The sequence below is a fragment of the Desulfosporosinus sp. HMP52 genome, from assembly GCF_000765145.1.
Classification (GTDB): domain Bacteria; phylum Bacillota; class Desulfitobacteriia; order Desulfitobacteriales; family Desulfitobacteriaceae; genus Desulfosporosinus.
The window spans coordinates 1-3,610 of sequence record NZ_JMGA01000054.1 but is presented as its reverse complement, the minus strand read 5'-3'; the positions used below and the strand labels follow the sequence as shown (position 1 = coordinate 3,610).

The following is a 3,610-nucleotide window of genomic DNA, read 5'->3' as shown; positions in this document are numbered from 1 at the left end:
GTAGTTCTTTCTATGTTCCATCATACTGCTACCGAACACGGAAGTTAAGAATCCACACTGCAGGAGTATGCGTTATGAGTCGCAGTGTGGCGAAAAGCTCGTCCGCTTTTCGTTCCAGGGCCGATGATACTTGGGGCATAGCCCCTGGGAAAGTAGGTTATTGCCAGGTAAACAAGCAAGAGACTACCTCTAAGAGGTAGTCTCTTTGTGTTCGTCATAAGCGTTTTTAAGCAACAAGCAAAAAAGGATGAAAGAACCGGGGTTCCACCCGTTCGATCCACACTGCAGGGAGAGTGCGTTACGGGACGCAGTGTGGCGAAAAGCTCATCCGCTTTTCGTATACACGAACACGGAAGTTAAGAATCCACACTGCAGGAGTGTGCGTTATAAGTCGCAGTGTGGCGAAAGGCTCGTTCCTTCGCCACGAAGTTATTCTTTGTGGTTGGTGGCTCGGCGATACTGTCCACCGGACACTATCGTGCCTTTCGTTCCAGGGCCGATGATACTTGGGGCATAGCCCCTGGGAAAGTAGGTTATTGCCAGGTAAACAAGCGAAAGACCATCTCTGAATGAGGTGGTCTTTCTTTATGTGTCATTCCTTCCACTTCATCTGGGGTGTCTTAAATTTGCCGACACGTCGGCGAATTTGGGAGTAGGGGTTGCCACAATATCTCTACTAGGAGATTGGTCATTTCGAAACTTGCAATTAAATATAGTATTTGTCATAAAAAATAAGAATAACTCAAAAAATGGTTTAGTGAACAATAAAACATACTTTTCCAAGATGATTGTGTTAAAATAAGAATAATTGGAGATATACAATGTAGATGGTCTGGCCGTCAGACAATAAATAGATAAACTAAGTTGTAATTTTTGTTAGAGGAGATGAGTTTGTGGTCTTTACGCTAAGCGATCAAATTGCGAATAAGATTGTTAATTTTATTCATGAGCAAAGCGGGTTTGCTGTTATAGTATGTAATAAATCAGGGATAATCATCGCTGATTCTGCCCAAACAAGAATAGGTGTAGAGCATAAGGGAAGCCATAAAATAATGACTACGAATATTGATAACACTGCCGTTACTAATGAAGAAGCTGTGAATTCTGGAGGTACGCTAAAAGAAGGATACAATCAGGCCATTAAAGTAGATGGAAATAAAATTGGCACCTTTGGAATAGCAGGGTCTTTGGATATCGTTACCCCAGTGGCCAAAATTGCTGCTGGTATGGTTGTAATGATGATGAGAGATGAAGAGTTAAAAGAAATTATTCGAGACCAAGTAAAAGCTTTAAGTCTAGCAATAGAAAAGGCGGTGAGTGCAGTACAACAAACCGCTGCCTCTGCTCAAGAAGTTGCTTCTATTAGTCAAGTTATTGCGACTGAGGCACGTGAGGGTGAGAACTACCTTCAATCTACATCAGATATTTTAGGCTTTATTCGTAAAGTAGCCAAACAAACTAATCTCTTAGGTTTAAACGCTGCTATCGAGGCAGCTCGGGCCGGAGAAAATGGCCGTGGCTTCTCCGTAGTAGCAGGTGAAGTTCGTAAATTAGCAGATGAAAGTAATCAGTCAGCTAACGAAATCAGTGCCTTACTATTAGAATTTCGCTCTATTATTGAAAGAATCTCTGAAAGTTCATTGCGAAACAGTGCCATTACAAGAGAACAAGCACAGGCAAATCAGGAAATTGCTATATTAGTAGAAGGGTTACAACAAGTGAGCGGAGAATTAAATTCGCTTGCTTTAAGTTTATAGACAAAAGTTCCTTTGTACATTGCTTTGAGCAAATTCTTCCGAATGGGATGCGTAACAATATCGTGTTAGGAAATGATTATATTTGACAACCAAATACACTCTTAAATAACATAAGGGACGACGTTTTTTTCAACGCGTCCCTTATGTTTGATTAGTTAGGATTTATACCTGATATTAGTCTATAACATCGGCCCCTTGTTCGGCCATTTCTTTTTCTGCAAAGGTAATCATTTTTTTTACCATATTTCCCCCGATTTGACCTACTTCTCGAGTTGTCATATTGGCAAACCCTTTTTCTTCTATATCGTCATCTAAATTTAATTCTTCAGCTACTTCCCACTTAAGCTGATCCAACTGTCTTTCGGATTCTGGAACTTCAGGTGTATTTCGACTCATATTGACCATCCTCCTTCTCAGTTGTATTTTGAAATCATTATTATATTAACCATTAAGAACTTTTTTATCCCTACAGTACATACTACATATTTAATTTATTTGATAGCAAACTAAGTGGAAGCTCATATAACAAGTGCAACTACACAATTAAAATTATAATAATCACTACTTTAAAAGGAAAAATAATCCTTCCGTCGAATCTAAGATGTTATAAAGATATTACATATCTTCCGGGAATATTGACTAAGCCATTTAACATGAAAATAGGTTTAACCAGCCCTTGATAGAAAAAAGAGCTTGAAGGTCGATAAACTTGAACTAATAAAATTCATGAAAGGATCGGTTAAGTTTTTTTGTTTTGCTTAACTAAACAAATAATATGCATGAAATGTCTTTAATGGGGGGAGTATTTGAAGTCATCGAACAAACTATCTCCCAGCACAACGTAAAAAAGGTGATTCAAGTTAAACTTAAGGTTGGGGAACTCACCAATGCAGAACCCGATGCCCTTCAAATGGCCTTCGAGGCTTATTCTAAGGATACGATAGCTGAAGGTGCAGAGTTGATTATAGAGCGTGTAGGTGTAAATGCTCTATGTATGAATTGCCAGAGTGAGTTTTCAGTAAAGAGTATGTTTTTTCTATGCCCCAATTGTGGAAACTCAAATATAAAAATAATTAGTGGTGAAGAATTATTATTAGAAAGCATGGAGGTGGAATAATGGAATTAGGCCGTCGTGAAATTGAGGTAATGGCTAATCTACTTAACTCAAATGATACTCAGGCAGAGAAAAATCGTGCGCATTTTAGAAAGAATAATTGTTTAGCGATTAATATGATTGGCTCACCGGGAGCAGGAAAGACTTCACTGTTAGAAAAGTCGTTACCCCTCTTAACGCGAAATTTGTGTGTCGGTGTAATTGAGGGTGATATATTTACTAGTAAAGATGCTGATCGTATAGCTATTCACGAGGTACCTGTGATACAGATCAATACCGGCGGAGGCTGCCATCTTGACAGTAAAATGGTTAACAAAGTTTTGCCTGACTTTGATTGGACTGCTATGGATCTCATGATCATCGAAAATGTCGGAAACCTAGTTTGTCCGGCCGACTTTGATCTAGGGGAACAATTTAAGGTTATAGTTCTTAGTATTGTCGAAGGGGATGATAAGCCCTCAAAATACCCCGTAATATTTCGCAATGCTAAGGCGGTTATTCTAAACAAAATGGATCTTGAAAAGCTTACTGATGTTAATATGGAGTCAATGAAACGGGATATTCTAGCCATAAATCCAGAAATAAAAATTTTTGAAGTATCTTGTCGTAACGGAGACGGCTTAGATGACTGGATAAACTGGCTAAGTCAAAAAGTTAATGATTATCAGGTACATAAAGATTAGGCTACATAGTAATGATATTTAGAGATTGATAATTCCAACTTAAAAAAAGAGCCTTT

General features: G+C 38.5%; 5 protein-coding genes. 4 read left to right on the top strand and 1 reads right to left on the bottom strand.

What is annotated here, in order from left to right; genetic code table 11:
- On the top strand, positions 1-200 hold a 200-nt coding region (locus DP73_RS23730; protein WP_205623413.1), incomplete at its 5' end, for a hypothetical protein.
- 693 nt (positions 201-893) lie between these two features.
- Positions 894-1,757, top strand: coding sequence for a sugar diacid recognition domain-containing protein (locus DP73_RS18140; RefSeq protein WP_034601463.1), 864 nt, complete (start codon positions 894-896; stop codon positions 1,755-1,757).
- Positions 1,758-1,931: 174 nt separating this feature from the next.
- Here the strand turns inward: DP73_RS18140 and DP73_RS18135 are convergent, their stop codons facing one another.
- Positions 1,932-2,153, bottom strand: a complete 222-nt coding sequence (locus DP73_RS18135; RefSeq protein ID WP_034601462.1) for an alpha/beta-type small acid-soluble spore protein — start codon at positions 2,151-2,153, stop codon at positions 1,932-1,934.
- A 379-nt stretch (positions 2,154-2,532) separates the two neighbouring features.
- On the opposite strand from DP73_RS18135, the gene hypA reads away from it, so the two are divergent.
- Positions 2,533-2,874, top strand: a complete 342-nt coding sequence (gene hypA / locus DP73_RS18130) for a hydrogenase maturation nickel metallochaperone HypA (protein ID WP_034601461.1) — start codon at positions 2,533-2,535, stop codon at positions 2,872-2,874.
- On the top strand, positions 2,874-3,554 hold the full coding sequence (hypB, locus tag DP73_RS18125; RefSeq protein ID WP_034601460.1) for a hydrogenase nickel incorporation protein HypB: 681 nt from the start codon (positions 2,874-2,876) through the stop codon (positions 3,552-3,554). The genes hypA and hypB overlap by 1 nt, the downstream gene beginning before the upstream one ends.
- Positions 3,555-3,610: the final 56 nt, after the last annotated feature.